Origin of the sequence: Pontibacter toksunensis, from assembly GCF_042686245.1 — a bacterium.
Classification (GTDB): domain Bacteria; phylum Bacteroidota; class Bacteroidia; order Cytophagales; family Hymenobacteraceae; genus Pontibacter; species Pontibacter toksunensis.
Genome location: NZ_JBHUOX010000011.1, coordinates 165,259 through 192,225, shown reverse-complemented (window position 1 = coordinate 192,225; position 26,967 = coordinate 165,259). Strand labels below are relative to the sequence as shown.

At 49.1% G+C, this 26,967-nt stretch carries 25 protein-coding genes; 16 read left to right on the top strand and 9 right to left on the bottom strand.

The genetic code is table 11. The features are described 5' to 3' along the window. Window positions 1-153: 153 nt before the first annotated feature. A complete protein-coding gene (locus ACFS7Z_RS15670; RefSeq protein ID WP_377486355.1) occupies window positions 154-921 on the top strand; it encodes a DUF4184 family protein in 768 nt (255 codons plus the stop codon). A 107-nt stretch (window positions 922-1,028) separates the two neighbouring features. On the opposite strand, the gene fahA is transcribed toward ACFS7Z_RS15670, so the two are convergent. From fahA to ACFS7Z_RS15655, 3 genes are all read right to left on the bottom strand, one after another. Continuing rightward, the gene (gene fahA, locus ACFS7Z_RS15665; protein ID WP_377486351.1) at window positions 1,029-2,300 is read right to left on the bottom strand and encodes a fumarylacetoacetase; all 1,272 of its coding nucleotides are present in this window, start codon (window positions 2,298-2,300) and stop codon (window positions 1,029-1,031) included. A 378-nt stretch (window positions 2,301-2,678) separates the two neighbouring features. Beyond that, window positions 2,679-2,948, bottom strand: a complete 270-nt coding sequence (locus tag ACFS7Z_RS15660) for a NifU family protein (protein ID WP_377486348.1) — start codon at window positions 2,946-2,948, stop codon at window positions 2,679-2,681. 4 nt (window positions 2,949-2,952) lie between these two features. Beyond that, window positions 2,953-4,056 carry an Mrp/NBP35 family ATP-binding protein gene (locus ACFS7Z_RS15655; protein ID WP_377486346.1) on the bottom strand — a complete coding sequence of 368 codons (1,104 nt, stop codon included), beginning with the start codon at window positions 4,054-4,056 and terminating at the stop codon, window positions 2,953-2,955. Between the two features lie 201 nt (window positions 4,057-4,257). On the opposite strand from ACFS7Z_RS15655, the gene ACFS7Z_RS15650 reads away from it, so the two are divergent. The 4 genes from ACFS7Z_RS15650 to ACFS7Z_RS15635 all read left to right on the top strand — a co-directional run bounded on the left by ACFS7Z_RS15650 (window position 4,258) and on the right by ACFS7Z_RS15635 (window position 9,143). Then, window positions 4,258-4,470 carry a hypothetical protein gene (locus ACFS7Z_RS15650; protein WP_377486343.1) on the top strand — a complete coding sequence of 71 codons (213 nt, stop codon included), beginning with the start codon at window positions 4,258-4,260 and terminating at the stop codon, window positions 4,468-4,470. Between the two features lie 72 nt (window positions 4,471-4,542). After that, window positions 4,543-5,070, top strand: coding sequence for an O-acetyl-ADP-ribose deacetylase (locus ACFS7Z_RS15645; RefSeq protein WP_377486340.1), 528 nt, complete (start codon window positions 4,543-4,545; stop codon window positions 5,068-5,070). Window positions 5,071-5,545: 475 nt separating this feature from the next. Continuing rightward, complete coding sequence (gene dnaG / locus ACFS7Z_RS15640) at window positions 5,546-7,462, top strand: DNA primase (protein ID WP_377486337.1); 1,917 nt, start codon at window positions 5,546-5,548, stop codon at window positions 7,460-7,462. 412 nt (window positions 7,463-7,874) lie between these two features. Then, window positions 7,875-9,143: a bifunctional 3,4-dihydroxy-2-butanone-4-phosphate synthase/GTP cyclohydrolase II gene (locus ACFS7Z_RS15635; protein ID WP_377486396.1), complete on the top strand. Its 1,269-nt coding sequence runs from the start codon at window positions 7,875-7,877 to the stop codon at window positions 9,141-9,143. Window positions 9,144-9,238: 95 nt separating this feature from the next. Here ACFS7Z_RS15635 and ACFS7Z_RS15630 read toward each other — a convergent pair whose 3' ends face one another. After that, a complete protein-coding gene (locus ACFS7Z_RS15630; RefSeq protein ID WP_377486334.1) occupies window positions 9,239-10,759 on the bottom strand; it encodes a hypothetical protein in 1,521 nt (506 codons plus the stop codon). 237 nt (window positions 10,760-10,996) lie between these two features. Between ACFS7Z_RS15630 and ACFS7Z_RS15625 the strand changes: the two genes are divergently transcribed. From ACFS7Z_RS15625 to ACFS7Z_RS15615, 3 genes are all read left to right on the top strand, one after another. Further along, the gene (locus tag ACFS7Z_RS15625; protein WP_377486331.1) at window positions 10,997-11,722 is read left to right on the top strand and encodes a hypothetical protein; all 726 of its coding nucleotides are present in this window, start codon (window positions 10,997-10,999) and stop codon (window positions 11,720-11,722) included. A 140-nt stretch (window positions 11,723-11,862) separates the two neighbouring features. Beyond that, window positions 11,863-12,456, top strand: a complete 594-nt coding sequence (locus tag ACFS7Z_RS15620) for a hypothetical protein (RefSeq protein ID WP_377486328.1) — start codon at window positions 11,863-11,865, stop codon at window positions 12,454-12,456. A gap of 256 nt (window positions 12,457-12,712) precedes the next feature. Next, window positions 12,713-13,390, top strand: coding sequence for a hypothetical protein (locus tag ACFS7Z_RS15615; RefSeq protein ID WP_377486325.1), 678 nt, complete (start codon window positions 12,713-12,715; stop codon window positions 13,388-13,390). A 6-nt stretch (window positions 13,391-13,396) separates the two neighbouring features. Here ACFS7Z_RS15615 and ACFS7Z_RS15610 read toward each other — a convergent pair whose 3' ends face one another. Beyond that, a complete protein-coding gene (locus ACFS7Z_RS15610; RefSeq protein ID WP_377486322.1) occupies window positions 13,397-14,167 on the bottom strand; it encodes an ABC transporter permease subunit in 771 nt (256 codons plus the stop codon). 4 nt (window positions 14,168-14,171) lie between these two features. Further along, complete coding sequence (locus ACFS7Z_RS15605) at window positions 14,172-15,062, bottom strand: ABC transporter ATP-binding protein (protein WP_377486319.1); 891 nt, start codon at window positions 15,060-15,062, stop codon at window positions 14,172-14,174. A gap of 118 nt (window positions 15,063-15,180) precedes the next feature. Between ACFS7Z_RS15605 and ACFS7Z_RS15600 the strand changes: the two genes are divergently transcribed. The 6 genes from ACFS7Z_RS15600 to ACFS7Z_RS15575 all read left to right on the top strand — a co-directional run bounded on the left by ACFS7Z_RS15600 (window position 15,181) and on the right by ACFS7Z_RS15575 (window position 20,411). Then, a complete protein-coding gene (locus ACFS7Z_RS15600) occupies window positions 15,181-15,930 on the top strand; it encodes a DUF72 domain-containing protein (RefSeq protein ID WP_377486316.1) in 750 nt (249 codons plus the stop codon). A gap of 375 nt (window positions 15,931-16,305) precedes the next feature. Then, a complete protein-coding gene (locus ACFS7Z_RS15595) occupies window positions 16,306-16,935 on the top strand; it encodes an HAD family hydrolase (RefSeq protein ID WP_377486314.1) in 630 nt (209 codons plus the stop codon). A 47-nt stretch (window positions 16,936-16,982) separates the two neighbouring features. Further along, window positions 16,983-17,567 (top strand): DUF3267 domain-containing protein, encoded by a 585-nt coding sequence (locus tag ACFS7Z_RS15590; protein WP_377486311.1) that lies wholly within the window; start codon window positions 16,983-16,985, stop codon window positions 17,565-17,567. Window positions 17,568-17,584: 17 nt separating this feature from the next. Next, on the top strand, window positions 17,585-18,385 hold the full coding sequence (locus ACFS7Z_RS15585; RefSeq protein ID WP_377486308.1) for a YdcF family protein: 801 nt from the start codon (window positions 17,585-17,587) through the stop codon (window positions 18,383-18,385). Between the two features lie 11 nt (window positions 18,386-18,396). After that, window positions 18,397-19,038 (top strand): CPBP family intramembrane glutamic endopeptidase, encoded by a 642-nt coding sequence (locus tag ACFS7Z_RS15580; RefSeq protein WP_377486305.1) that lies wholly within the window; start codon window positions 18,397-18,399, stop codon window positions 19,036-19,038. Window positions 19,039-19,214: 176 nt separating this feature from the next. Continuing rightward, window positions 19,215-20,411 (top strand): dipeptidase, encoded by a 1,197-nt coding sequence (locus ACFS7Z_RS15575; RefSeq protein ID WP_377486302.1) that lies wholly within the window; start codon window positions 19,215-19,217, stop codon window positions 20,409-20,411. Window positions 20,412-20,760: 349 nt separating this feature from the next. On the opposite strand, the gene ACFS7Z_RS15570 is transcribed toward ACFS7Z_RS15575, so the two are convergent. Together ACFS7Z_RS15570 and ACFS7Z_RS15565 are read right to left on the bottom strand one after the other, a co-directional pair. After that, window positions 20,761-22,269 (bottom strand): PQQ-dependent sugar dehydrogenase, encoded by a 1,509-nt coding sequence (locus ACFS7Z_RS15570; RefSeq protein WP_377486299.1) that lies wholly within the window; start codon window positions 22,267-22,269, stop codon window positions 20,761-20,763. A gap of 59 nt (window positions 22,270-22,328) precedes the next feature. Beyond that, entirely contained in the window at window positions 22,329-22,838 is a 510-nt protein-coding gene (locus tag ACFS7Z_RS15565) for a cupin domain-containing protein (RefSeq protein ID WP_377486296.1), read from the bottom strand. A 224-nt stretch (window positions 22,839-23,062) separates the two neighbouring features. Here ACFS7Z_RS15565 and ACFS7Z_RS15560 point away from each other — a divergent pair, with 224 nt between their 5' ends. After that, on the top strand, window positions 23,063-23,476 hold the full coding sequence (locus ACFS7Z_RS15560) for a Dabb family protein (RefSeq protein ID WP_377486293.1): 414 nt from the start codon (window positions 23,063-23,065) through the stop codon (window positions 23,474-23,476). A 240-nt stretch (window positions 23,477-23,716) separates the two neighbouring features. Further along, window positions 23,717-24,505: a PhzF family phenazine biosynthesis protein gene (locus tag ACFS7Z_RS15555; protein WP_377486290.1), complete on the top strand. Its 789-nt coding sequence runs from the start codon at window positions 23,717-23,719 to the stop codon at window positions 24,503-24,505. A 656-nt stretch (window positions 24,506-25,161) separates the two neighbouring features. Here ACFS7Z_RS15555 and ACFS7Z_RS15550 read toward each other — a convergent pair. Beyond that, window positions 25,162-26,919, bottom strand: a complete 1,758-nt coding sequence (locus ACFS7Z_RS15550) for a M14 family zinc carboxypeptidase (protein ID WP_377486287.1) — start codon at window positions 26,917-26,919, stop codon at window positions 25,162-25,164. Between the last annotated feature and the right edge of the window lie 48 nt (window positions 26,920-26,967).

Genomic DNA, 26,967 nt, shown 5'->3' with positions numbered 1-26,967 from the left:
TACGCAAATTCAAAAATAAAAGAGAGTCTGCTTGTAGATGAGAAGAAGCTGAGGGAAATCCTCATAAAGGTACATCACATTGTTTCCTCCTGATAACCATTATGCCGCAGGTACAGTATTTCAACAGCATCAGTACATTTATTCCATTAGAGAATGCCTTTTACCTTTGCCCATCCTGCTGCTGTCTTACCATTTAAGTATTTACCAAAGAGGTGCACTTCTTTAACGGGATTGGTGATTGGGAGCATGGCACCTGATTTTGAGAAGTTCCTGAGCATGGAAGGCGGAAACAGCTACAGCCATACCTGGGGTGCTATTTTCTGGTTCTGCCTTCCTTTGGGTATTATGCTGTCTTTTGTATTTCACCTGGTCGTGCGGGACCCTTTGATAGATAATCTTCCTGGCTTTATGAGGAGAAGAGTAGCCAGGTTCAAGAAACTGGATTGGAAAGTGCATTTCACGGAGCACTACTTCATCATCATTACTTCTATCATCATCGGAGCTACTACACATATTATCTGGGATGGTTTTACCCATAAAAACGGACCGGGTGAAAACCAGCTTGCGCTGCTGGGAGAACATACCAGCTTGAGTGTCTTTTCGGTACCGCTCTTTTATTTCCTGAATTTGCTGAGCTCAGCGATAGGGGTGGTGGTGGTTTTGTATGCTATTATGAGGTTGCCAGCAGAGCCTGTTGTTGCAGAAAAATCAAAGAGGACAAAAGCATACTGGCCATTAGTAGTTTTCTTGATGCTGGCTATAGTTGGTATCAGGTTTTCTGCCGGCTTAAACCTTGAAGAAGTCATGGGTGTGAAAGGCGACTTCTGGAACCTCATTATAGCGATAGTTGCGGCTAGCCTTATCAGCCTGTTAATAGCGCCAATATTTTTAAAACTGCTTTTCTTTAACAGGGGATCATAAACCAAACCAAAGCAGGCACATTAGCCTTCATCTTACTTTGAAGACGCTCCCTATATTACCTGAGCGAAAAATCACTGTGCCTGCTGCCTGTTTATTACCCCCTGAGCCTATAAAGCTGGCAGTACCTTAGTTCTCACTTCTCCAAAACCTATCCGGATGCCGTTGTGCTCTCCGTATGCGCGCATGATAACAGTGTCATAATCATTGATAAACTGGCGTGTGGAATTGTCTGATAACTGCAGTGGTTGTGTGCCACGCCATGTCAGCTCTAGCATAGAACCATATGAGGACTTGTCGGGGCCGCTGATGGTGCCGGAGGCATACAGGTCGCCCACCTGAATGTTGCAGCCGTTGCTGCTCTGATGCGCCAGTTGCTGGTTTATGTTCCAGTAAAGGTATTTAGAGTTAGAGCGGCTGATGCTGTTCTCTATACCGTTTTCCGGCTGTAGCAGCACCTCCAGTTTTATATCAAAGTTGCGGCTGCCCAGTACCTCCAGGTAGGGCAGTGGCTTTGGGTTTTGCTCCGGTCCCTTCACGCGGAATGGCTCCAGTGCATCCAGCATCACGACCCACGGCGAGACAGAAGAGGCAAAGCTTTTAGCCAGGAAAGGCCCCAGCGGCACATACTCCCACATCTGTATATCCCGTGCCGACCAGTCGTTGAAAAGTACGAGCCCAAAAATATAATCCTCCGCCTCATAGGTAGTGATGGCTTCTCCAAGATGGCTTTCTTTACCTGTAATAAAGGCTACCTCCAGTTCAAAATCCAGCTGTTGGGTGGGACCAAAAGTAGGAGAGGGCGCATCAGGCGCTTTTGTCTGGCCCTTTGGCCTGTAAACATCCGTGCCAGACACCACAATAGAGGAGGCACGGCCATGGTAGCCAACGGGGAGGTGCTTCCAGTTTGGCAGCAGCGCATTCTCCGGGTCCCGGAACATGGAACCCACGTTGGTTGCATGCTCCATACTGCTGTAAAAGTCTGTGTAGTTTTGCACCCTTACCGGCATCAGCAGCTCAGCCTCATCCTGCCTTACCAGGCATTCTCTGATTAAATTGCTGTTGCCGCTGATTTCCGAGTTGTTGTTCTGGAGGAGTTCTGATACACGGTTGCGTACCGCCCGCCAAACAGGCTTCCCTAAGGCGATGAAGTCATTCAGGTAAGGGCGGTGAAATACGTTGGGGTCCATGTCAATCAGAACAAAGAAATCCTGCTGCCCCAGCACGCACAAATCCAGAATATACTCCCCGATGGCCACTCCCACACGCGGGTCCCGATCGGGAGTGGTGAAGATACCAAATGGAAGGTTCTGAATTGGGAAATTACTGTCAGGGGCTATTTCTATCCAGGAGTGTAGGTCCGGATCGTTGGCTTTGATCATCTTGTCCGTGCATCAGGGTTTCTGTAAATATAGCTTTTTTGCCCTGTAAGGAAAAGAGTAAACCGGAGCTGTTTCTATAAAAGCATCTTTATCGCCTCTTTTTAAGGAGCGGGAGTAAGTAGATGGGCGGTAATTTGTGAGCTTGTTAAATAAACTGGTTTCGGAGCTATTCTCCTGTCCTGTGCCGCCGGGTCAACCACCCCTCTGCCTCTCCTTGTCTTAGGAGGGAAGTCTGCAGCAGCCTAAAACTTGCTTCTTTATCGATTCTAATTAGCATCAGCTAAAAAGTACAGGTCCGAAAATAAAAGAGCGGGTGTGGTTTAACCACACCCGCTCTTCATATAAACTTCTAATAAAGTCTTACAATGTAAACTCTTATTAAACTGATAACGGCGTTACATTTACGGCTTCCACGGATTTTATCTCCGGGATAGCCCTCAGTACAGACTGCTCCACACCGGCTTTCAATGTCATGGTAGACATAGGGCAGGTACCGCATGCGCCCAGCAATTCCAGCTTTAATACCATATCCTCGGTTATCTCCAGCACTTTTACATTGCCGCCGTCAGCTTCGAGGTAAGGTCTGATCTGGTCGAGGGCACCCTCTACCCGGAGCATGAAATCTTGATCTACATTTGTGACTGCCATTATCTTAGCTTTTAATTTCTACAGGTTTCGTTTTGCCCAGTGTGGCGTTACGGACAGATACTTGTTGCGCCACAGCCTGTGCTACCTCCCTGAAAACACGGGAAGCCGGAGAATCGTTCTCTAAAACCACAGGAGTTCCGGAATCGCCGCTCTCACGAATGCTTTGCACAATTGGCACCTGGCCTAAGAGTGCCACTTCATATTTTTGAGCAAGGGCTTTGCCACCACCTTCTCCAAAGATATAATATTTATTCTCAGGGAGCTCAGCAGGCGTAAAGTAAGCCATATTCTCCACTACACCAAGCACCGGCACGTTTATCTGGGGCTGCCGGAACATCTGCAGGCCACGCACTGCATCAGCCAGCGCCACTTTTTGCGGCGTCGTTACGATAACAGCACCAGTTACAGGCAGCGCCTGCACCATAGTCAGATGAATATCAGAGGTGCCTGGAGGCAGGTCCAGCAGGAGGTAGTCCAACTCACCCCACTCCACATCAGAAATGAACTGGCGCAGGGCAGAACTGGCCATCGGGCCGCGCCAGACCACAGCACCGTCGGCTGGTGTCAGGAATCCGATGGACATCATCTTAACGCCATACTTCTCCACCGGCATAATATAGTTCTTACCATGGTCGCCCTGTACCATGCTCGGGCGCTGCTGCTCAACCCCAAACATGGTTGGGATAGACGGGCCGGAGATGTCAGCATCAATCAGACCTACCCTTGCGCCGGACTGGGCCAGGGCAAGGGCAAGGTTCGTGGTGACGGTTGATTTACCCACACCGCCTTTACCGGAGGCAATGGCAATAATGTTTTTCACACCTTTTAAAACTTCTGAAGTATCGCCACGGCCGGAGGTAACGCGTGAGGTCATGTTCACGGTTACGTCAGCCTCTTTGTCCACCATGGTATGGATGGCGGTAACGCAGGCATTCCGGATAAGGTCTTTCAGCGGACAGGCGGGAGTTGTCAGTATTACGGTGAAACTTACGCTCTTGCCGTCTACTTGCACGTTCTCTATCATGTTCAGCGTCACGAGGTCTTTGCCTAAATCAGGCTCCTCTACATAGCTGAGTGCTTTTAATATATCTTCTTTTGTAATAGCCATAGTATAAAGCATTGCATTTCGCCCCGCAAAGATACAAACGAAAAACCGCTAATCATAAGCGAAGGCCTTTAGAGTGCAACAAGCCACGCATCGTATTAGTTTTCCTTTGAATTTCAGTAAATTATGTTACCTGCTGATGCAACGGTTGAAGGCAAATTTGAATCTTCTGTTTGAACGCAACCCTTACAACCTTATGTAGCTATGGAAAAAGAAAACACAGAGGGATTTGGCAGCCTTTTCCTGCTATTCCTTGCTATTCTGGCCCTTACCTTCTGCTTAGAATTGGGAGGTGCTGAAAATAAGAAAGCGACCAAACCTGGAGAACAGGAAGAGCTAGTCGACGCACCGACTCTGCCTGCTACGGCTACACCCATCTCTGCTAAAGCTACTGCAAAGCAGCGGCTCATCATTTAGTTCAACTCCTTCTTCAGCTATAGCCTTTCGCCTTTAAGGTTTCTTTGCCGTAGTGGAAAGAAATGCAAAGCTATGGCAGATACTAAAATAGATTTACAACAGGGGGACATTACCAAAGTAGAAACGGACGCTATTGTGAATGCTGCCAACAGCAGCCTTTTAGGCGGTGGCGGTGTAGACGGCGCCATCCACAGAGCAGGCGGACCCGCTATTCTGGAAGAATGTAAGCAGATAAGAGCACGTCAGGGTGGTTGCCCCACCGGCGAAGCTGTTATAACGACAGGCGGGAACTTGCCTGCCAGGTATGTCATTCATACCGTTGGACCGATTTGGCATGGAGGCAGTAAAGATGAGCCGGCACTGCTGGCTAACTGCTACAAGAACAGTCTCCGGCTTGCCACGGAAAAGCAACTGCAAAGCATCGCCTTCCCCAACATCAGCACCGGCGTGTACGGTTACCCCAAAGACAAAGCCGCTCAGGTAGCAGTGCAGACGGTAAAAGATTACCTGCAGCAACACGATACCAGCCTGCAGCGGGTGGTGTTTGTGTGCTTTGATTCCGAAAACAAGAGGCTTTATGAGGAGATGTTGAAAGATTGAATTATGGATGTTTGAATATAGAGTTAAAACCATCAGTTCCTGAAGAAACCTATGGAGAAACAAATCGTCATTGCTGCGTCTTTTGACCAGCAACAGCCTGTTTAATATTTTACACCACTTGTATTTTCTTTACCCATTCAAATCAAGCTCCTTCTAAAGAACCATATCCATTTCTCTGTTTGCATGAAGTGAAAATGTTTCCAGTCTTTGGGTTGAGCGCCTTGTAAATGTTGCGGTGCTGAGCGTCAGCGAGGCAGCCGGAGCAGAGCGGAGGCAGCTTCAGTTACACAGCGCGATGCCCGAAGACGAGGCCTCTAGGCCTAGAGAGCACAGAGTCATTCTATGCAACTGTAGGTTTGATGTCACTGGATATGCTGAACCTACGGGAGTTTAGGCAGACTACCATTTGTTATTCAGAAACAGTTTTCAGAATTAGCGAAACTCTTATCTTTGTCTTCCGCTAATACCTTTGCCCATGTCCCTGATCCCGCAAACAACTGTTGACCAAGTTTTAGCCCAAGCTGATATTACGGAAGTGGTCGGTGACTTTGTGTCGCTGAAAAAGAAGGGGCAGAACATGTGGGCCTGCTGCCCTTTCCACCACGAGAAGTCTCCATCTTTTTCCGTATCTCCGGCGAAGGGCATTTACAAATGCTTCGGTTGTGGCAAGGCAGGCAACTCGGTGCAGTTCATTATGGATGTGGAGGGCACCAGTTTTCCGGAGGCCATTAAATACCTGGCGAAGAAGTACCACATTGAGGTGCCGGAGGACAACCCGAACCCGGAGTATGCGAAGGAGCAGAGCGAAAAAGACAGTCTTTTTATCGTCTCTGATTTCGCGAACAAGCACTTCCAGCAAAATCTTCATTCGCACGAGCAGGGCGGCATTGGTATGTCCTACCTGAAGCAGAGGGGTATGAGTGCTAATACCATCAAAAAGTTTGAACTAGGCTACAGCGTTGATGAGTGGACAGATTTAACGGACGCTGCGCTGAAGGCAGGGTATCAGCAGAAATACCTGGAGGCGACCGGCCTGACTATTGCAAAAGAAGACGGCAAGAAGTATGACCGTTTCCGGGGCCGTGTCATGTTTCCGATTCACAATGTGTCGGGGCGCGTGGTGGGTTTTGGTGCCCGCACGCTGAAGACGAACGACAAGAAAAGCCCGAAGTACCTTAACTCCCCGGAGTCTGATATATACCACAAGAGCAATGTGCTGTATGGCCTTTTCCAGGCGAAGCAGGCTATCCGGATGCAGGATATGTGCTACATGGTGGAGGGTTACCTTGATGTGCTGTCGCTGCACCAGGGTGGCATCGAGAATGTAGTGGCTTCGTCAGGTACCTCCCTCACTGAAGGCCAGATAAAGCTGATTGCCCGCTATACCGAAAACATCACAGTATTATACGATGGCGATGCGGCTGGTATTAAAGCTTCGCTGCGTGGTATTGACCTGATTCTTGAAAGCGGCCTGAACGTGGACGTGGTGACGTTCCCGGAAGGGGAGGACCCGGATTCTTATATCCAGAAAGTGGGCGACACGGCTTTTAAAGCCTATATAAAAGAGCACGCGCAGGATTTTATATCCTTCAAAACCAGCTTATATGCTGCCGAAGCCAAGGGCAGCCCGGTAAAAAAGGCTGAGGCTATACGCGAGATTGTAGCCTCCATCGCCAAGATTCCGGATTCCATTAAGCGTACTGTCTTCTTCCGCAGCTGCAGCCTTATCTTCGATATTGATGAGCAGGTGCTGATCTCGGAGTACAACAAAATGCAGCTGCAGGACCGCCAGCAACCAAAGCAGCAGGGTGGGCCTGAGCATTTTATGGCCCCTCCTGTTGCAGAGCCTGAGCCGGAAAAGCCGGTGTCGGATTTGGACGTGCTAAAGCGGTATGAGCGTGAAATTGTGCGCATGCTGCTTAACTATCCCGACCGCGTGCTGGAGGAAGGCCTGAACACCTGCCAGTATATGCTGGAGCAATTGGAGGATGTGGAGTTCCGGACACCACTTTACGCCCGCCTGATGGAGCTGATCAAAGAGAAGCTCTGCGAAGGGACCATGGCCACAGCAGAAGATTTTATCCATCACCCTGACCAGGAGATACGCACTGAAGCCACTAACCTGCTCTCTGATCCGCACGAGCTGAGCCATAACTGGGAAACGCACCAGATCTTTGTGCCTACTGAATTAGACCTGCTGCCCTATGGTGCCGAGCGCGCCGTGTTGCGCCTGAAGTGGCGCAATGTGGAGCTGATGATAAAAGGTGAAATGGAAAAGCTGCGCCTCGTCACCGACCCACAGGAGCAGATTCAGCAGCTCACTTTTATCCGCAACCTTAAAACCCTGCACTGCCAGTTGGGCGATATGCTGGGGATCGTGGTGAACAGATAACCTCTCCCCAGCCCTCTCCTTAGAACAGGAGAGAAAGCTTTACTTTCAATGGTCGCTCTCAAAAGACCTCGCAGCGTGCGCAGCTCCTGCGAGCGTCTGAACCAGAGGCTTTAGCTTAAAGCATGTTTCAGCAGCATAGATCTGTCTCTTCACTTCCTGAAAGAAAAGACCAAGGGAGGCTAGAGAACTATTACTTGAGCAACAGCTACATCGTACCAGACGCTCGCAGGAGCTGCGCACGCTGCGAGGTCTTCGCCCTTGCCTTTACTTCACAGCAGCTTCAACTAAATCCTTTACAAAACTGTTGTCTAAATAAAAAGGGGAAAGCCGTGTAAACTTTTTAATTTTGCAGGGCTTTAAAGGATTAACAGCCGGGGCTGCTACGCAGGCAGCGCAGGCACAACAGAATGATATGGAATCCAATACGAACAATGATAGCAGGCCATTAGACTCTATTGAGTCTGCTATAGAAGATATAAGGCAGGGCAAAGTGGTGATTGTGGTAGACGACGATGACCGCGAAAACGAAGGCGACTTTGTTTGTGCTGCCGAAAAAATTACGCCGGAGATCGTCAATTTTATGGCGACTCATGGCCGGGGACTTATTTGTGCGCCGCTCACAGAAGAACGTTGCGATGAGCTGGGGCTGGAACTGATGGTGGGCCGTAACACTGCCCTGCACGCCACACCGTTTACCGTGTCAGTGGATTTAATCGGACACGGCTGCACGACAGGTATTTCCGCCTCCGACCGCGCCAAAACCATTCAGGCACTGGTCGACCCGACTACAGATCCGCACTCGCTTGGTAAGCCGGGCCACATTTTTCCGCTAAAAGCGAAAAGAGAAGGTGTGCTGCGCCGTTCCGGCCACACCGAAGCAGCAGTAGACCTGGCACGTCTGGCCGGACTGGCACCGGCTGGCGTTCTGGTGGAAATCATGAACGAGGATGGCACAATGGCCCGTCTGCCTGACCTTTTCCGGGTGGCTGAGCGCTTTCACCTGAAGTTAGTTTCCATCAAAGACCTGATTAAGTACCGGCTGCAGAAAGAAAGCCTGATTGAGCGTGAAATAGCAGTGCAGATGCCCACGGACTATGGTGACTTTGATTTATACGCTTTCACACAACTCAGCACCGGTGCCAAGCACCTGGCGCTGGTCAAAGGCACCTGGGAAGATGGTGAGCCTATTCTGGTGCGGGTGCATTCTTCCTGCGTAACCGGCGATATCTTCGGCTCCTGCCGCTGCGACTGCGGGCCGCAACTGCACGAGGCCATGCGCATGATTGAGAAAGAAGGCAAAGGAGTAGTGGTCTATATGAACCAGGAGGGCCGTGGTATTGGCCTTATCAACAAGCTGAAAGCATATAAACTGCAGGAGCAGGGGCTGGATACGGTTGAGGCAAACCTGGAGCTTGGCTTTGGTATGGATGAGCGCGACTACGGCGTGGGAGCCCAGATTCTGCGTGACCTAGGTGTGACGAAGATGAGGCTAATCTCCAATAATCCGAAAAAGCGTTCTGGCCTGATGGGTTATGGGCTTGAGATTGTAGACCGTGTGCCGATTGAGATTTTCCCAAACGAGCATAACCAGCGCTACCTGACCACAAAAAGAGATAAGCTGGGCCACGAGATTCTAAAGAGCACCACGATAAAGCATCAAACCAATCCGAATCATAAATAGTCTGAATCCTGGGCAGAAAGCAAAAAGCTTCTGCTCAGGGTTTTTTCTTTAAAAGGTCCTGCTGATGGTCTTACTGCTGTCTGGCCATCAGCAGGTCAGCCTTTTGTCTGGGCCAGTTCCAGCAGCACATCGTAGTATGGGCGCCGCAGCATCTTGGATTTTAACCAGGCATAAAAGCTCATGGCTTGAATGTCGGTGTCTTCAAAAGATGAGAATTCCAGTGTGTTCTCCACGCTCTGCACAAACTCAGGGCGGTATACCTCCTCCGGAAAGTCAATCATGTGCTTGATAAGCTGCAGGTAGTGTTTCACATTTCTATAAGCAGGTTCCTGCAGAAGTGTTCTGTAGTTGCGCTCAAACGCCCGAATCCTGTTCAGTACCAAATCCTCGTTGCCTAGTTCATATTGTATAATAAGCTCGCCCAGGTTCTTCTTGAGCGTCCACTCACGTCCCATTTTGCCTTCGCACCACTTATCTGAATGGTTGATGTTCAGGAGCACTTTATTCGCTTTAGAAAAAGCACCCTGTGCAAAATAGTTAAAGCCTAACCCTAACTGGGCCGTTAGCAGGTCCTTTGTGCCGAGAATTGCTGTGTTTTTATAGAGCAGGTTTTCCATTAACTCAATGGCTTCCTGTATCCGGAACAGGAACACCAGGTTGGCAACCATCAGAAAGGTATAACGCGGGTAAAAAAGTGCATGATGGCTTTTTCCTTCCCCGCTGATGCTCTCGTGCAGCAGCCCCAGGTAGTGCATCGATTCACGAAACTTCTTATTACGGTACAGCACATGGGCAATCATGTACAGCAGGCTTGCCTTATAGTACTGGTGTGCCTTTTTGAAGCCACCATATTTCTGTTCGGCCTCGTGGTACTGGGCAATGATGTAGGGTTCAAAAGAAATAAAGTCTTTACGGGCCAATACGGCGCTGCGGGCAATGGAGAGCAGCTTGTAAAGGAGAGAAGGACGCTTGCTTACCGCCTCTGTGAGCCCGTATGCTTTCAGTACCTCCTGTATGATGTTGTTGAAATGGAGGTCGCTGCCCTGGCGGCGCACGGCCTGCAGGCGGTGCTTAATAATACTGCTGGCAATGTTTGCCCGTTCTTCCTCGTCGGCTGCCAGCTTGTTCTGGTTGCGTTTGCAGATTATCTCTTCCACGCTGTCAGCATACTCACTATCTGCTTTCTCAATCTGAAGATTGTACACCATGTTCAGCAAATCGAACTGCTCGTTCGTAATGGCCAGTTTCTCCGCCTTGCGCAGGTAAGTCCAGGATAATTTGTCTGCCCGCATATCGAACAAGTAGTGCGCCAGCGACAGCATTCCCATAATCGGAGAGGCGGCCGTAATATCCTGCTCTACGCGCTTGAGCAGTATAAAATTGGTAATGTGACGCATGAGCCGCTTGCGAAGGGCATAATACGCCACCGGATTCGGATCCTCCGGGTACAGGCGCTGTATTAGCTGCTCCGGCTTATAGTTTTTCTTCTGTTGCAGGAGCTGAAATAACTCTAAATCCTTCCGGTGTTTTTTCTTTTTTTCCCGCTGTATAAACACAGCCAGTTCCCGCTTATCGTCATCCGAGAGTGTGTCGAGGGTAATCTTCAGGTCATCCATATTTTGCGCAGCAGGCTGTTAAGCGTTGGGTACTACTCTTTAAGGTAAACCTTTGCTTTTATAAAGTCTGATTATAGACTTGTAAATAGCTGTAAATCATATAAATGTAATAATATAATATCATATATGAAAGTCTCATATTTCTTAAAACACGCTTTGCCTGCTCCTGGCCCCTATCTACCTTTATCACAAGAAATAACACAAAATCTTAAAACACAAACCTAACGTCCTACAGACATGAAAAAGCTATTACTAACCTTGAGTGCCATGTGTTCCTTTGTCCTCTGCCAGGCGCAGGATGTTCTGGTGAAGCGGAACGGCGACGAACTACAGGTGAAAGTGGAGGAAATTACACCGACACAAATTAAGTACAGGCGCTTCGATAACCTGCAGGGCCCTTTGATCTCTGTATCGAAAGCCGGCGTGTTCATGATTAAGTATGAAAACGGCACAAAAGAAGTGTTCAATGAGGCAGCAAGGTCTGATGCAGGTCTTCCGGCCTATTCGCCGGTGCAGGTGCCACAGGAACAGCAGGTCCTGAAACTGTCGGGGCCACGGCTAGGGTTTACTGTTCTGAGCCAGCGGTATGCCGATAACATCAAAGATGAGTTTCACACAGATGTAAATCCTTTCATGACGCAGTTTGGGTGGCAGTTCGAGACACGGATCTTCACATTAGACAGTGGCGTGTCCGGTCTGTTTGAATTTGTGCCACTCGTGGGAGGGCTGGAGCAGGGAAAATTTTTGCCTAGCCTGAGCGGATTGGTAGGAGTAAGGAGCGCAAAGGGGCTCGAGTTTGGGATTGGCCCGAACGTGTCGCTGAGCGGTGCAGGACTTGTAATGGCAGTTGGCACCAATTTCCAGAGCCAGGGCATAAATTTCCCGGTGAACTTTGCAGTGGCTCCGTCTAAAGACGGCGCCAGGTTCAGCCTGCTGTTCGGGTTTAACTCCCGCAAGTATTAGGTGTCTTATTCCTTCTGAGTTACCTCCCCACTTCCCTTCAAGTGCCGGATTTCACCAGGTTCTGCCGCTTTTTCCAGGCCATACATACCGGGGGGCAGTGACTCAGCATCATCAACAAACCAAACATAAAGCTCAACTATATGAAACGGAATTTAATTTTAATCCTACTCACACTTTTGCTTCAGAATGCCTTTGCACAGGATTATATAGTGAAGGTGAACGGAGAAGAGATACCGGCGCGGGTGCTGGAGATCACCCTTGAAGAGATTCTGTATCACCAGCCGGATTCCTCAGCAGAAGTAGTTCTGAGGCTGCCAAAGACAGAGGTGTTTATGGTACGGTTTGAGAATGGGGCGAAGGAAGTATTCTCTGAAAACCTGCAGGATAATAAAGTAGTGACAGCAGCGGCACTAACACCTGATCAACTTTACCTGTTAGGCAAGCGGGATGCCATACAACTCTACAAAGGAGAAGGCGTATTGTGGGGCTCCGCAGCCAGTGCGCTTATTTTTCCTTATGGCTTAGCAGGTTCTGCCGTTCTCGCTTTCACGCCACCCAACGTTCATCAGAACAGGGTGTCAGACAGGGAACTGCTCTCTTACCCAGACTATGTGAAGGGCTACAAAGACCAGGCAAAGAAGAGAAAAATAGGGAAAGCAGCGGCAGGCGCAGGTATTGGGACTTTGGTTGGCATTGCTGCAACTGTCGCTATAATTTTGAGCACCTGGCAATAAACTGAAGCTTTCTGTACAGCTGCCTGTTGATGATACCAGAACACCCTTGCTTTTTGCCTGAAGGTGGGGGTTTCTGGTATTATGGCTTGTCCCACAAATCCTTTGTTTCGGCACAATAAATACGCAGTTTGTATATTAAAATACTTAAAGAGACTGTGTTAGGTAACCTTTTCCGGGAATGAAGTATACTAAAGAAGGAGCACTTTCAGAATAAATCGCTTTCTGCGGTGTGTAAAACTTAAGAATACGTAGCCACATGAAGGAAAATCTGACCATGCTTGCGCAGGTGGTGTATGTGGTGATTGCTGTAATGGTTTTTTCACCCGATGTATTTGCGCAATACCGTACCGAAATTGATGTGCAGGAGTGGCCCGCCGGAAAGGTGGTGCTCACTTCAGGAGACACTATTTATGGCCCGCTAACCTATCACCGGACACAGGAAGTGGTGTACGTGCACAATGAGGAGGATGGCACAATCAGCGCCTTCTCGCCGGTGAACGTAGAGTACTTTGTTGCACAGGAGCACCCCAGCAACAGGCCTTATACTTTCCGGACACTGATGTGGGACTTAGGCCGCGACTACTCTGATTTTAAAAAACCCACCTTTTTTGAGCAACTGAACCAGGGGCCGCTTACCTTGGTGATGCGGGAAAGGTATGTGCGGCGCGATGTGCACTACGCCAGCAGGCTGGGCTACTACAACAACCCCTACTACTACCCGATGGGGAGCAATTACATAGACCAGATAGAAGAGCTATACTATGTACTGCTGCCGGATGGAGAGGTTGTAACGCTGCGCAACGTGCGAAGGGACCTGCACAAGCTCTTCGGGAAAAAATCAAAACAAGTGAAAAAGTTCGTAAAAAGCCGGAAACTGGATTACGACAAGCCCCACGAGATGGCCGCCATTATCAACTACTTCAATTCCCTGTAACAGTGCCTACAGGTCGCGGAGCCTGAGAATATAGTAGCTGAGCAGCCAGAAAACCGCGATGTAAACAACGGTCACAAGCGCTGCCAAACCCGGGGAGAGCAGTTCCGTGGGAGTGGTCACTTGGTCGAGCACTTCCTGTATGGGCCGTGGCGTCAGGCTTCCCATCACTTTCATTGGCAGGTATTTGTCGATTGCATCCGGTAAGCGTAACTGAATAAGCGGTTCAATGATGATGGAGTAGGCGATAAACCCCACGATGGCCAGGCCACTTTTCCTGATAAGAAAGGCAAACACCATTGCCAGCGACATGTAACCGGCTGTCTGGACAAAATAGTATAGGAGGGCATCCATCTGGCTGAAAACTGCCTCCATAGAAGGGTTGATGCTGTATAGCAGGCCGAAATAGAGCCCCAGAAGCAATAGAAAGAGAGCGCCTGCCGCTGCAAAACCCAGTATAACATACAGCTTGGCCGACACCAGGTCCGCCCGGGAGAGGCCATCAATCACCTGCTGTCGCAGTGTCCGGTAGGCATACTCATCTGTTACCAGCACAATAACAAGAATACTGAAAAGCAGGCTGAAGAAGCTGGCAATGTAGGTGAGGAGCTGCCAGAACGCAGGCAAGCGGTACATACTCTCCCCCAACTGCTGCCCGTTTACGGTAACATGGCTGCTGGCATACAGAAAAAGCGTGAGCAGAATAGCGTACCCAGCCAAAATCACCCACACCGTTCGGTAAGGCAGTATTTTATGCAGCTCTATGCGGAGTAAGTTCATTCGTTTATTTTTTTATGATTTCCAGGAACTGGGCTTCCAGGCTCTTGCGGCGCACCGTTAGCTGTGCCAGCACAATGCCCGCTTCAAACATAGCTTTGTTCAAATCCAAGCTCCCAAACCCGTCCTGCAGTGTCAGGCGCACATGGTCCCGCTCCTGCTGAAAAGATTCAACAAGAGGCAGTTGCCGCAGCACCTCCAGCAGGTGTGCCATGTCCGGCGCATTGATGATAACCTGGTCTTTGGCTGAGAGAATGGTATCGACAGGCCCTTTTGCCCGCAACACGCCGTCCTGCAGCACCGCCACATGGGTACACACCTTCTCCACCTCATCCAGCAGGTGGCTGGCCAGTATAATGGTTTTCCCTTCAGCGGCTATTTGCAGTATCAGCTCCCGAATCTCAGCAATTCCCTCCGGATCAAGGCCATTTGTCGGCTCGTCCAGTACCAGCACCTCGGGGTTGTTGAGAAGCGCCGAGGCAATGGCCAGGCGCTGTTTCATACCCAGGGAGAAACCTTTGAACGTGGTATGCTTCCGCTCTTCCAGCCCCACCAGGTGCAGTACAGGGTTTATTTTATTGTAGCCTACTCCTTTGATGCCGGCAACTATTTCCATGTTTTTCCGGGCGGTGAGGTAGGAGTAAAAGTTTGGCGTTTCGAGCAGGGCCCCCACCCGTTGCTTTGTGCCTCGGTTAATTCCTTGCCCAAACCATGCAAAGGTGCCCGATGTGGGTTGTATCACGTCCAGCACCATACCCAGGGACGTGGTTTTGCCGCTTCCGTTTGGCCCTAAGATGCCATAAATGCTTCCCTGCTCCACCTGGAGGGTGAGCCCCTTCACGGCCTGTATGGAGCCGAAGCGCTTGGAGAGGTTATCAATATCCAGTACAACTGTCACACGTAGTTCTTTATCATCTGTGCCTGTAGGTTTTGTTTGAAGTTAGGGAATGGTAAATGCAAATAAAAGTAAACGGGGAATTAACTAAACAGCCATCTGCTTACGTACTGCCTTAACCATGGCACAACACGACAACTTATACATAGGCACCTCCGGCTGGAGCTATCGCTGGCAAGGCATCCTTTATCCGGAAGATATTAAATCTGCAGAACGACTGGGCTATTATGCCACGCGCTTCAATACCACCGAACTAAACAGCAGCTTCTACCACTTCACCATGGCTAAAACTATCCAGAAGTGGCTAACTGAGACTCCCGCATCTTTTAAATTTGGAGCCAAAATGCACCAGGAGGTAACGCATAACCGCCGACTCATCGATACAGAAGAACCTGTGGAGAAATTCATGTCCCGTTTCCTGGCGATGGGAGAGCGCCTGGGGCCGGTGTTGGTACAACTGCCAGGCAGCCTGCATTTCGACTATGGGGTGGCGGCTGATTTCTTCACCATGCTGCGTGAAAAATATCCCCAGCCTGTGTTTGCACTGGAGGCGCGGCATAAGTCCTGGTTTACGGACGAGGCGCAGGAGCTGCTTCAGGACCATGCTGTTACCTGGGTGATTACGAGTGCCGGCAAGCGATTCCCCGGTTTCGAAGCCACCACCACAGACACTGTATACCTGCGCCTGCACGGTGAGGAGAAACTATACACCTCCGCCTATACCGACGAGCAACTGGAGCGCTATGCGTTCATGGTTCACGACTGGCTGCTGGATGGGAAGCAGGTGTGGGTGTACTTCAACAACACTATCCTGGGCAACGCAGTCTTAAATGCTGATCGGCTGCGGGAGCTAATAGAGAATATGACATAGATTCTTAGTCCCTTTGATTTGGAAACTATTTTATTAAAATATCCTGGCGCGAATCTTCAGATTCGTGACATAGGGTGAATGTTGAGTCTCTGACTCAACTGGGCCGGAGGCGCAGAAATAGAAGCTGTTAAAGAGGACGCTTGCACGCTATATGGCTTCTGAATACAGCTATCTTTATTGGATGGGAGAAATGCCTATAACAACAAAAGCCACCTGCTGTCTTTTAAAATATACGTTTCCTTTGCAGGGAGGTCAAGGAGCAGAAGAACAGGTGACATTGGCTTTCCTAAAATCAGTTGTTGGTAAAATTGCTCCACAACGGTCGGATTGTTTTCAGAACCACAAATTGAATGTATAACTGCGGATAATAACAAGATGAAACAAACTACAGACGGAATAATATTTGATTTGGACGGCACCCTTTGGGACTGCACCCCAGCCATCGCGGAAGCATGGAACGCCGCTATCGACCAGTTTGACTTTGTAGACAAGAAGCTGACAGCCGACGACATACGGAATGTTGCCGGGATGCCGCACGATGCCATCTATGATAAAATCTTTCCAGACCTGAGCGTGGAGCAGCGACGGGAATTGCAGAAGGTGAGTGACAAACTGCAGATGGAAAACCTGAAGGAGAAGGGTGGCGAGTTATACCCACAGTTAGAGGAAACGTTGGAGCAGCTTCAGGAAAAGCACAGGCTCTTTATCGTGAGCAACTGCCAGGTTGGCTATATTGATAATTTCCTGGAGTTTCATAAGTTGCAGCATTTCTTTACCGACCACGCCTGCTTCGGAGATAAAAACCAGCCCAAGGGAGAAAACATTAAAGATGTTATCCGGCGTAATAACTTAAAGTCTGCCGTTTATGTTGGCGACACAAAAGGCGATTACGAGGCAAGCGAGGTAGCGGAGGTGCCTTTTGTATTTGCAAAGTATGGCTTTGGCGAAGTAGCGGCCGATGTACAAACCATAGATACATTTGCAGACCTCAGGAAGCTGTTTTAGTTGAAGCTACGGCAGGCCAAATGATGGTTCACACGGATGATATCACTATGGCAGAGGATTCATATAAAAGAATAGAACTTGCCACTACTGCAACAGATGCCAATGTGCAGGCGCTGGCTTTTGCCTTTCCCGTTATGCTGGTGCTCCTGCTGCCTTATGTGCTGCTGTGGCCGGAGCAGTTTTCTTCTGAAGCTTTAAGAGAAGTTGCGAAAGTATACGGTGGACATATGTTGTTCCTGCCGTTCCTGATGATGCTCGTTTTTATACCCGGGGCGGTGGTGCACGAATTGCTGCATGGCCTTACCTGGGCTGCTTTTTGTAAAAATGGTGTCAGGTCGATTAAGTATGGCATACATTGGAAAGCCCTGTCGCCTTATTGCCACTGCGGGGAGGTGCTGCCCCTGAAGCCTTACATCCTGGGCGGCATGATGCCGGGAATGGTAATGGGAATTCTGCCTGCGTTGATAGGTATCTTTATCGGGAACCCATGGGTGTTCTTTTTTGGACTCTTTTTCACGCTGGCCGCTGCCGGCGACATGCTGGTGCTCTGGATGCTACGCCACTGCCATTCCACTGATTTAGTACAGGACCACCCCGATAAAATTGGCTGCTTTGTACTGCGCAAAGCCTAAGTTCTTTATATTTAGCAATGCAGCCAGCACAACACCACGTCTCCCTTTTTAACACGCTTATTTCCTTCTTAGCGAAAAAGGACATCAGCAGTCTATCGGAATCTGAGCTTGGCAAGGAGTATAATATACCACAGGCAGACCTTCTGATTTTGCTCGGCAACAGTAGTTTGTATGTGGCAGAGCAGGCGGCATTGGCATATCAGCAGGGACTGGCAAAGGAGCTGATGATAGGTGGCGGCATTGGTCATTCTACCGTATTTCTGGAAGAAAACATTAAGCGGCACCCGGAATATAAGGGTATAAGTACTGGAGGCAGGGCAGAGGCCGACATGTTGAAAGACATTTTTGTGAAGCACTGGCAGCTACAGGAAAGCAGTATCATCGTTGAGAACCAGTCCTCCAACTGCGGCAGCAATGCTTCGGAAGCTTACCAAGTGCTGGCGCGTTTACAAAAGCAACCCCAAACTATACTGCTCCTGCAAGACCCGGTGCTGCAGCGCAGAAGCCAGGCCTCTTTTGAGAAAGTATGGAAGGAAAGTAAGGGTGAGGCAGCTCAGTTTATCAGTTTCGCTGCATTTACTCCTACACTAAAAATGAAGGCGGAAAACTTTGCTTACACCAACGAAGCGCACAGCGAGTTCTGTGGGATAGACAGGCTGCTTTCTCTGGTGATGGGAGAAATACCTAGGCTACGCAACGACGAAAACGGTTATGGCCCCAGGGGGAAAGGCTTTATTACAGCAGTTAGGATACCCGCGAATGTAGAAACTGCATATGAGGAACTAGCTGCACACTATCCGGAATATGTTCGTGTATAAAGTAAAGGCACATGAATGGCCAGTCTAAAACGGAAAAGCTGGAAAGCAAAAGCCCGCTTCTGCTTAGCCTACTGATTCTGCCTTTAACGTTCGCATCCTTCTTTTTCCTGCCGCAGGTGCTGGGCAAAACTGCCGGCTATCTTGCCAGTTTCAGCATTTACTGGCTATACTGCCTCCTACATGGTATGCAACTAAAAGGTAATAACCTGGCGAAGCTGTACACATGGCCACCGCTTACCAGGCAGAACGTGCTACTCCTGCTCCTGTGCTTTGTCCCTGTTTTGGGTGCGTTCTCTGGCGCTTTCCTAACCTTTTACCATCATCTCAACCTCACCTTATATTTGATTCTTGCCGCTGCTGCTTTAGTCAATGGATTTGTGGAGGAGTTCTATTGGCGTGGAGCTTTCATCAGCCGTTACAAACAACATATGGGGCTGGCATTTGTATTCCCTGCTACTCTGTTTGGTCTATGGCACATTTCGGTGTATGCCGCGCACGGTGTTTCTTACCAGGGCGGCTTCCTGCCTTTGGTGGGCGGCCTCTGGGGCTATGTTGTCTATAAACAGCAGCGTGTATTGGCTCCGACCATCGCACACATACTCACCAACTTCTTTGCCTTCTCAGGCTTGCTGGTAGAGAACTGGGTCAGGTAAGTTCAAAGGGATTTACTATATTGGTTCATCCTGTCTTCCATTAGCCTTCAGGCGTTACACTTAAAGATGTCTGAAGGAGTTCTCTCTTTTCAGGGTGACAGGAATAAAAAAATGCTAGGCTTCTTAGGAGAAGGAGCGGGAATGTTAAACAGAAAAGCCAAATACGGAGCCAACATATGATAAATAGAAAATCTGTAGCGAAAGGCGTGGCACTGGCGGCCCTACTTTTAGGCTATACCTCTGCGTATACACAGAGTTACAAAAAGGTGCACAAACAGGCCATTGTAGTGGATACGCACAATGATGTGCTGATAAACATGCTGGAGGGATTAGACATTGCAGATAACCTGAAAGGCAAAACGCATTCTGATTTGGCCCGGTTTAAGGAAGGTGGCGTGGACGTCCAGGTTTTTTCAGTATGGAGCGACGAGACCTACGGAAAAGGGAAGGGCTTTGCGTATGCCAACAGGCAGATAGATACCCTGTACGCTGTGGCGGCCCGCAACCCGGACAAGATGATGATGGCCAAAACACCCGCTGATATAATGCAGGCGGTGCAGCAGCAGAAACTGGCGGCCATGATAGGCGTGGAGGGCGGACACATGATAGAAGATAACCTAAACTATCTCGACAGCCTCTACAGCCGCGGTGCCCGCTACATGACCCTTACCTGGAACAACTCTACTTCCTGGGCTACCTCCGCCATGGACGAAAGCAGCGGCAAAGTGCCGAACCACCAAAAAGGCCTGAATGACTTTGGCAGGCAGGTAGTACAGCGCATGAATGAACTAGGTATGTTGGTCGACCTGAGCCATGTGGGGGAACAGACGTTCTGGGATGTTATGGAAATGACCTCCAAACCAGTACTGGTGTCGCATAGCTGTGTGAAAGCTATCAGCCCGCATTTCAGGAATCTTACGGATGAGCAGATAAATGCAGTAGGAAAAAACGGTGGCGTTATAAACATCAACTTCGAAGCGAGCTTTGTAGACCCGGATTTTGCAAAGCGTCGGCAGGCTTTTATCAAGCGGCACCAGGCAGAGGTAGATTCTTTGATGCAGCTGAAGCGCTCCAACTTTGCCATCAACAGCTGGCTTGTAAAAAAATATCCGAAAGAGGCCGCTGCCATGCGCCCATCGTTATCGCTCTTAATCGACCACTTCGACCACATTGTCAAGCTGGTAGGGGTAGACCATGTAGGTCTTGGCTCTGACTTCGACGGCATTTCCTCTACACCGCAGCAGCTCAATGGGGTGCAGGATTTCCCGGTTATTACGAAAGAGCTACTGGCAAGAGGCTACAGCGAAGCCGATGTACAGAAAATATTAGGCGGTAACTTCCTGCGTTTGCTCCAGGCCAATACAGGCGCTTAAACCTGTAGAGCCTTCCTTTATACCTGAAAAACCTTTCTGTTTATCCATTTATACCCAATTGCATTAGATTATACCTTTTTTCTGTCTAAGCTGCCGTAGATTCAGCTTAAACAGCGACTCATAAACAGCCTTTTCCACTTTATCTGTCTTTGCTCTCTGGGCCGAGAGGCCGCGTCTTCGGGCATCGCGCTGGGAGTTTTTCTGCGCCAGGGCGCTGCCGCGGCAGCGGCACCTAAAAATCTCCAAAGGCGCTCAACCCAAAGACTGGAATCAGATTCACTTCGTGCCAACAAAAAAACAAAACTGGCTTTATGGAAGTAGCTTCAGGTGAAGGGGTATAATGTACTTGCTATTGAGTATCAACAGGGACAAGTCGGAAAATGGCGCCTGGTCTTTCAACAGCGATGTATACGTAGCCATCCGGGCTCATTTTTACATCACGCACGCGGCCAATATCTTTCAATAACCGTTCTTCACCTACAATCTGGTTGCCTTCTACTTTAGCTCTGCTCAGGAATTTGAAGCTCATCGAACCAGATAGTAAATCTCCTTCCCAGCCCTTATACCTGTTCCCGGTTACAAAGGCCATGCCCGAGGGGGCAATAGATGGCACCCAGTAATGGATCGGGTCCTTGATACCTTCTTTGCGTTGTTCGTTAGAGATAATGGAGCCGTTATAGTCGATGCCGTACGTTACCACAGGCCAACCATAGTTCGCGCCTTTCTCCAGAATGTTCACTTCGTCGCCGCCCTTTGGTCCGTGTTCGTGTGCCCACATTTCTTTTGTACTCGTGTTCAGCGCAAGGCCCTGCGGGTTTCGATTTCCATAGGTGTAAATAGAAGGAAGCGCTCCCTGTTTGTTTACAAATGGGTTGTCCTGTGGTATGGAGCCGTCTTCCTTGATGCGGTGTGTTTTACCGGCGTGGCGGCTCAGGTCCTGAGGGTTCTCAAAAGTGCCGCCCCTGTCGCCCATGGTAAAGTATAGGTTCCCGTCCGGACCAAACTCGATGCGGGAGCCATAGTGGTGCCGGGTTTTAGTCCAGGGTTGTCCCTCGAAAATTACTTTCTTGTTTTTCAGCGCGTTTCCATCCAGTTGGGCACGCATGATGGCTGTAGTCGATAAAGTTTCTCCGCCTTCTCTCTTAACAGCTGAGTAGGAGAGGAAAATGACGTTGTTGTTCCTGAAATCGGGGTGAAGCTCTACATCCAGTAAACCACCCTGTCCTTCTGCCAGCACCTCTGGTGCGCCCTCTATTTTCTGCAACTGACGGTCATTTGTGAGGCGGTATAGGGTGCCGGAGCGTTCTGTTACCAGCATATCGCCGTTGGGCAGGAACGCCATACCCCAGGGTACCTCAATGCCTGTTACTATTGTGTCGAGGCGGAAGCTGACTTCCTCGGAACGGATGACACCGGCCATGTCGTTGCCAGTGCCTTCGCTTGTATTTTGCGCCTGCTTGTTTACAATGCCCTGACGAATAAAGGTTGCCAGGTTGTTTATCTCCTCATCTGACAGCGTATTGGCGAAGCCAGGCATACCAGTAGTCGGATGTCCTTCTTTTATACTGGTGAACATGGCAGTATGCGCAGTGCCATACTTCCAGTCGCGGTTAATGAATGTCTCCAGTTCACTGCCGTGGCAGCCGGCGCAATAGGTCGTATAGTTTGTCCGGGCATTCGCCAGTGCCTGCTCCGACAATACAACCTCATTTCCGGAGGCTTGCCCTTGTGTATTTGTAGCCACAGCCTCTGTGGTATCAGTAGTGGTGCTGGTACTGGAAGTACTGGTATTGCAACCTGCCAAGCCTAAGAAAAGGAACAGCAGCAGGTAAGGTCGTTTTGGTGCTTTAATTATCATATGTTCTCGTATTTGCTCTTCATAATACTCTAAAACAGGTAGAATGGGTTTAGTGGATTTTATTTCCAGTGCTGCAGCAGCGGGCCATCTTTACCGGCTACAGGGTCTGTTTCCGGTAACGGCACCTGCCTGATATTCTGCTGCTTCTCTTCTACCTCATCGTCTTCCGTGCAAATATCGTAATTTTCCTGCCCTTTCGGGTATGCCCCTACCACACTGAAATCAGGTGAGGCGCTTTTACGGCAGTGGCCGGTACCAGCCGGAAGTACTACCATGTCGCCTGCTTTCACTTCTGCTTCCTCTCCTCCGGGTCCACCAAGTATAAGGGTAGCCGAACCTGCCGCCACGCCCAACACTTCATGCGATTTACTGTGGTAATGGTGATAATTAAATACACCATTGGTCCAGCTGCCTCTCCAGTTGTGCTTTGCAAAAGCCTCTTTAAACTGCTGCTCTAGGTTACTGCTGTCGTAGAACACCTGCCGGTAAAAGAGCAGAGGTAAGTGTGGGTTGTTTGGTATGTTGCCGTGCGGCTCTAAGCTGATAGAAGATACTATGTACTCTTTCATAGGGTTTATGGGTTATGTGAAATAGTACAGGAGCGGGTCCGGATTTGTTTGCCTCCTTGCTACTGCAACAGGTTATTTTTTAAGAGAAGGATAAGCGGGAGCAGTAGTGACTTCGGAATTGTCCGGAAATATTATTTACTTCATGTTTTGAAACAGAAGGGATTGCAGGAGAAAGAAAGAGTCTATACTTTAAAAAAGAAACAGCGCATTGTAATATGAACTATATGAAAAAGCTATCCAGAAGGTCGTTCCTTGGCAACAGCACCTCTTTATCTCTTGCGGGCTTCTTTGGCCTGATGCCGGCCTTAGACAGAAGCAACCAGAAACCGAAAGGCGATTTTGTGCACCATGTTTATTTCTGGATGAAAAATCCTGATTCTGCGGAAGACAAAGCAAAACTGATAGAAGGCCTGAAAACCTTGAAAGGTATCAAGGCAATAAAACTGGCACGTATAGGCGTGCCGGCCAACACCAACCGCGATGTAATCGAAAGAGGCTATGGGGTTTCCTGGTTGTTGTTCTTCGATAACCTCGAAGAGCAGGAAGTGTATCAGAAGCACCCGGTACACCTTAAATTCGTGGAGAACTATTCTCACCTGTGGGAAAAGGTGATTGTGTATGATTCGGTGGATGTGTAATTAAATGCGATAAACAGCAACAGAAAGGCCACCTGCAGGGTGGCTTTTCTGTTGCTGCACGGAAATGAATAGCTGACAGCAATTTCTCAGAACTTTATACTTCCCAAAGCAGGAAGGAATGTCTGTTACTGTAAAGAATTGATGTCAGACAGGATTCTTTTATCCTCCTCCAAAGGGAAATATTCTCTTAACCGTGTACTTATTGCGTAACATAGTAACCAAAAGCAACTAACTTAAAAGATGAGCAAAATAAAAATGTACCAGATAGACGCCTTCACTGATAGGGTGTTCCATGGTAATCCGGCTGCCGTGTGTGTGCTGGACGAATGGCTGGAGGATAAAAAGATGCAGCAGATAGCCGCTGAAAATAATCTGGCAGAAACAGCTTTCTTGGTGCCAAACGGGAGCGACTATGAAATAAGATGGTTCACCCCAACAGTAGAGGTAGACCTGTGTGGACACGCCACCCTGGCATCGGGATTTGTGCTGTTTCACTATTACAACCACCCAACAAACACTGTCAACTTCCAATCCCGAAACAGTGGCCTTCTGACAGTGGACAGAGCAGGAGAGGAGCTAACGCTGAATTTTCCTGCTGATGTTTACCAGCGGGTAGAGGCACCGCAGGCGTTGGTACAAGCTTTGGGAGTTACTCCGGCAGAAGCGTATAAAGGCAAAACCGATTACCTGCTGCTCTTTCAGAATCAGGCGGAAATAAAGGGTTTGGCACCTGATTTCAGGTTAATGGCAACCGTTGAAGCACGTGGTACCATTGTGACTGCTCCCGGCGAAGATGTTGATTTTGTGTCGCGGTTTTTCTGCCCACAGGTTGGTATAGATGAAGACCCGGTAACAGGTTCTGCGCATACCACGCTAACACCATTCTGGAGCCAGAGACTGAATAAAAAAGTGCTGCGTGCCCGGCAAATTTCGGCAAGAGGAGGTGAGCTGACCTGTGAGTTTTTGGGAAACAGGGTGAAAATAACTGGTAAGGCGGTTGCGTATTTAACCGGTGAAATAGAGGTATAGATAATTGTTTATCTGAATGAGCGGGGTTATGAATCCGTCTAAGCTTTCGTAGTGGCGGCTTATCCAGTGCCAATTCACCTATAGTTTCATTTCAATTGTATGTGCTCTCTAGGCCGAGAGGCCTCGTCTTTGGGCATCGCGCTGTGTAACTGAAGCTGCCCTCGCTCCGCTACGGGCTGCCTCACTGCGTGCGGCACCGCAACATTTACAAGGCGCTCAACCCAAAGACTGGAAACACTTCCACTCCGTGCTGGCAGACACATAAGTTAGAATGCTTCTTGTTTCTGTATAGAAAGTTTGATTGCTTCTATGTTCGTTTGAAGGATGATATTTGAAGTGTGATATGTTGAAGGAAGAGCCACTGTTGAGGTGGCTCTTCTGTTCAGCTACAAGGGCAGTTTTATGTTTTGGATTAGTCTTCCGACCGGATACATATTATAGGTGTACTCGTAGTGTGGGGTGTTACGGTAAATGAAATCTAATTGCGCGCGGGCATTTTTTGCAAAATCCGGGTACTGCTTTTTGCGTTCTTCGAGGCGCTGGCGTAATGTTGGGTCTTTCTTCAGGTACTCAGCTGCTAAATCCTCGAAAACATAGGATGAGAAGTACTCTTATGTTGAAGGAAGAGCCACTGTTGAGGTGGCTCTTCTGTTCAGCTACAAGGGCAGTTTTATGTTTTGGATTAGTCTTCCGACCGGATACATATTATAGGTGTACTCGTAGTGTGGGGTGTTACGGTAAATGAAATCTAATTGCGCGCGGGCATTTTTTGCAAAATCCGGGTACTGCTTTTTGCGTTCTTCGAGGCGCTGGCGTAATGTTGGGTCTTTCTTCAGGTACTCAGCTGCTAAATCCTCGAAAACATAGGATGAGAAGTACTCTTTCTGCATGAGAATGGAATCGAAGAAGTTCCAGTTAAAGTATGAATCAACTGCCTGCGGCTCCAGCACTTCTACCACAAAGCGATTGGCAGGCTGGTTAAGGTACACCACATAATCTCCTTTGAAAAACTGGCGCGGCATGCGCTTAGGTTCTACCTGCACATCAGAATGCAGGTAGTGGCCCTCATAAGGGCGCTGACCGGTTTTGTAATCTGTGATGTAGTAAGTGTCGAGGGTGAGGGTGGTATCCTTTTTTAGTTGCTGCAGCTGTACCTTGTCCGTCTTCAGGCGCTCAATTACCTCGCCCCAGGCCTGCGGAATAATGTAAGCAACTGGTTTTTCCACTGTTACAGTGGGCACAAACTCATCATAGTAGTTAATCATTTTGCTATACGGCGACTTGCGGTCGTAGTACAACCGGTCGAGGCCGCTTACCTCGCTTGGCTTATACTTCGCTTCGTAGCCGAGGAAAGGAACCTGGCTTACTTTGGTGGTGTCCAGTTTCCAGTTAAGCGGGAATTTCTGCTGCTGCAGGGTTTCCTGTATTGCATGGGCGCGCAGTTGGCCAATCTCCTTCGCGTCGCGGTGCACCGTCTCGATCATATTCTCCATCAGCTTATAAGTCGCCTTCACACGCTGGTCGAATGGCTTCAACATGTGCGTTTCGGGTACAAAGCCGATGGTGTTGTAGAGGGCAGTATACCCGGTTGCATACCGGGGAGACTCCATAAAGCCAATGATGCCCTCATCCGGGGTTTCGCCGGCGTGGTTCATGTAAGGCACCATCGGGAATTTGTCCTGCTTCATACCGGCATACAGCGAGGGCACCATTTTGCCGGAGAGGTACTTTGCCAGCGTCGGGTTCAGTTTGTTGTGCTGCGTGGCAATGAGCGTCATCACGTGCTGGTAATCGGCCCCGTTAGAAGTGTGGTTGTCCATGAACACATCCGGGTCCCATTCCCTGAAAATTTCATGAAAGGTTCTGGCATTGTCGGAGTCTGTTTTAATGAAGTCGCGGTTCAGGTCCAGGTTACGGGCATTTCCCCGGAAGCCATAGCTCTCTGGCCCGTTCTGGTTGGTGCGGGTGTGGTTGTTGCGGTTAAGGGCGCCACCAATGTTGTAAACCGGTATAATGGCCAACACCACATTGTCGAGTTGCTTACGCAACTTTTTATCCTGCAGGTAGTCGCGCACCAGCAGCATGGTGGCATCAATGCCTTCCGGTTCTCCCGGGTGTATACCGTTTTGGATGAGCATGATACGCTTATTCTTCTGATGTAAAGAAGCCGGATTGAAATCTTTATCTGTAGAAACCACCACCAGGTGCAGCGGGCGGCCTACGTCGGTCGTGCCATAGGGCATCATCTTCACTTCATCGTAAGCAGCATCCAGTATCTGGTACCAGTTGATGGCCTCTTCGTAAGTAGCGGTTTGGTTGCCGTTGCCTCTCTCGTAAGGTGTTTTCAGGTCTGGTTTATTCTGGCCTGGACCTCCAGCAGAAAGCAGGGCAGCTAAAAGTAATGTAATGAGCATGTAGATGCGTTTGCGTGATATGAGTAGGTAAAATTAGGAATTTTTGAG